Below are 2782 nucleotides of genomic sequence, written 5' to 3' on the forward strand. Positions count from 1 at the left end.
GAACAACAACATCATCAGTAACAGACAAATGACAGGTCTGAAAAGACAGAAGCCCCCATCAGAACGTCCGCGTAATGAAAGGGGCGGCGCGTGAGCGCGGCCCCTTTCAGCGCCACCGGCGCGCGGTTTTTTCCCGGCGCGGACAGACGGGCATTTATCCTCCCGCCAGCCCTGTGTCATCAGGCACGCAAACGAATAATCATCGTCGGGACATCGGTATAAGCAAACGTGCCGCGCGGCAGCTCCTCGCGGACGTCAGAAAACGGTAACAGCTTCTCCTGCTGGCGTGGCCCGTTGAGACAGACGGCAACCAGAACGCCCCCCGGACGCAACAGGGAAAAAGCCCGCAGGATATGCCGGATATCCTGCCCGTGACTGAACGGCGGATTCATAATGATCCGGCTGTAATACTGCACCGGCTGCCATTCCATGAAGTCGCCACACTGTACCCTGACACCGTTAAAATTTTCCCGCAGATACCGGACCAGCCCGCTGTTAATCTCCACCGCATCACACATGGCCTCCGGCGCGGTATCCCGAATCGCCCGCAGTATGGCCCCGGTGCCGGCAGAGGGTTCCAGAATGTGATCACGGTTGCTGATTTCCGCCAGCGTCACCAGGCGATCACAGATCGGGGCAGGACTCACAAAAAGCTGAGATTCAGCCCGGATTTCAGCAACCGGCGCGGCGTTATCCAGCCTTGCGCGCATCAGCCGGATACGTTCTCTTAACTGACTGTGCATATCATTATCTCCGTCATCCCCCGGGGATTTCCCGGGGGGATATACCTTATTTCTGTGGGATTTCCGTGATTTTCATGTCGGTGATATACACATTCACCAGACGGAAATTATTGTCCATTGTGCGGCGGTAGCGGTATGCCCCGTGGTCTTCTGCTTCTTCCACACTGCGCACGGCCTTACAGTCCCGGGGCAGGGCGGCCCACTGCGCCTTTGTCATTTCCCGGAAACCTTCCCCCGGATAGTTGACTACCGGCGGACGCTTCGCGGCCTGACTGGCGACGGCAGCCTCTTCTGCCGATGGTGCTTTGTAGTCCGTGATGCGATCGGGCGTCACTTTCATCGTGCCGCTGTACCCGAGAAAACTGTAATTTGGCGTTGTGACTGAACTCACCGCCCCGTTGCTTTTGTTCACGCGGATGATAGTCAGCCACTCGCCCCGGCTGAAAACCTGTCCGCCCGGCTCAAAATCCTGTGTCCGGGTAACCACGCCGCCGCTTTCGTCCAGCATGGCACGCTCATAGATCAGGCGGTTCTGATAGTGGTTAACCCAGCGTTGCTGATGCTGAATCTGCCGTTCATGACAGCGGATCGCAATTTCGCGGGCCTGCTCCGTGGTGATGATGTCATCATCCAGGGCCGACCATAACGACCGGCTCCCTTCATACTGGCTTTTTTCTGCCGGGCGCGGATACGTATCCAGCGGGAAACAGGCGCTGATATGGTCATGACTGCTGATGAGTTTTGCCATATTCAGATCCAGCGATTCAGCCCGCCACATCGTCAGATATTTCTGCGACTGTGCGATGGTCTTTTCAGCCTTGCGCAAATCAGCTTCGATTTTTTTGATACGACGCCAGCGAACGTCCGGGCGTTCTTTATACTTCGCGTGAAGCAGTGCCGACCGCGCCCGTTCTTCCCAGTATTCCGCACGTTCAAAGAGCATCACGGCACGTTTCATGCCGTTTTCAATACGCTGCGCATCACGACGGGCGCGGCGTTCGCTGTGATGCCCCACAAGAATGGGCTGACCGGGCGGGATCATCGCGGCCAGTCTTTCCACTTCATCAAGTGCCTGTGCGGATTCACTGGCCCGCTTTCCGCTGTATCCGGTAAACCGCTCCGCCCGTGCTTCCTGACGTTCAGCGAGCGTGCTGTCTTCATCCTCAATCTCTCCGGCAAGTGAGAGGAGCACGTCTTCCCGGCCCGGTGTCCAGGCTGGCGCGACAAACAGCGCCTGTCTGGGTGCCCAGCGGAAACCGGCATCATGCACTTTTTTATACGTCTCCGGGTCAAGACGTGACGCGGCATACAGGCGCAGTTTGTTGTCATCCGGTGAGTAGGTCGCGCGGTACATCTGCACAGGGCTGGCGGCTTCCGGGGCGGTCATGGTGATTGCAGCTAATGTCATAAAATGTTCTCCTTCCGTCTGTTGCCGCCCCTCGCGGGGCGGCTCACCTCATCAGTTAAAAGCGCGTTTCAGTTCGAGTGTGCGGAGCACCTGCCCGAAAGCCGTATTTTTCATGGCGGGGATGTGTACACCACGTCCCCGGTGAAAACTCCGGGCAATGTGTCGCCCGAAGGCTTTCAGCACGGGGTCAATTTCCGGCGCGGGGATGTCTTCGCGTCTGAAACGGGGATGACGGCGGGGCTTTACAGCCGCTGCGGAAGGTGAAACAATACTTACCGTCATAAATGAAACTCCTTATGACTGTTGAATGGAACCGCAGAAACTGCTCGAACAGTTTTTGCGGTGTGGATTAAGCAGGTCCTCCCCGGCCTGCTTTTTTCATATCTGCGTCTGACGTTCTCCGGTGTTTTCCTCCTTCTGTTCCTGCGTTCTCATTACCTGCCAGCCGGATGACTGACAGAACAAATAAATGCGTATTGCCGGAGCCTGAAATAAATCCTGATTTTTAAAGAACATCACCCGTTGAGTTTCGGGAGCCGCGGTTTTGACGTTTCGCGGGAACCTGCTGCTGTATTCCCTGTGGTATGAACTTCACCCGTTTGAGAACCTTCGCCGCAAGGGGCATCACTGC

3 protein-coding genes are annotated in these 2782 nt (G+C 56.6%); 1 reads left to right on the forward strand and 2 read right to left on the reverse strand.

From position 1 onward, the window contains the following. Positions 1 to 179: 179 nt before the first annotated feature. Positions 180 to 743, reverse strand: a complete 564-nt coding sequence (locus HG542_RS36745; RefSeq protein WP_015059007.1) for a class I SAM-dependent methyltransferase — start codon at positions 741 to 743, stop codon at positions 180 to 182. A 46-nt stretch (positions 744 to 789) separates the two neighbouring features. Continuing rightward, positions 790 to 2151 (reverse strand): DUF3560 domain-containing protein, encoded by a 1362-nt coding sequence (locus tag HG542_RS36750; RefSeq protein WP_000170695.1) that lies wholly within the window; start codon positions 2149 to 2151, stop codon positions 790 to 792. A 3-nt stretch (positions 2152 to 2154) separates the two neighbouring features. On the opposite strand from HG542_RS36750, the gene HG542_RS36755 reads away from it, so the two are divergent. Next, positions 2155 to 2415, forward strand: coding sequence for a hypothetical protein (locus HG542_RS36755; RefSeq protein ID WP_000490832.1), 261 nt, complete (start codon positions 2155 to 2157; stop codon positions 2413 to 2415). Positions 2416 to 2782: the final 367 nt, after the last annotated feature.

This window comes from Streptomyces morookaense, assembly GCF_013030945.1.
In the GTDB taxonomy this organism is placed as follows: domain Bacteria; phylum Actinomycetota; class Actinomycetes; order Streptomycetales; family Streptomycetaceae; genus Streptomyces; species Streptomyces morookaensis.

Coding starts and splice junctions, on each gene's coding strand:
- HG542_RS36745 (WP_015059007.1), bottom strand. CDS start 743: ATGCACAGTCAGTTAAGAGAACGTATCCGGCTGATGCGCGCAAGGCTG.
- HG542_RS36755 (WP_000490832.1), top strand. CDS start 2,155: ATGTTCTCCTTCCGTCTGTTGCCGCCCCTCGCGGGGCGGCTCACCTCA.
- HG542_RS36750 (WP_000170695.1), bottom strand. CDS start 2,151: ATGACATTAGCTGCAATCACCATGACCGCCCCGGAAGCCGCCAGCCCT.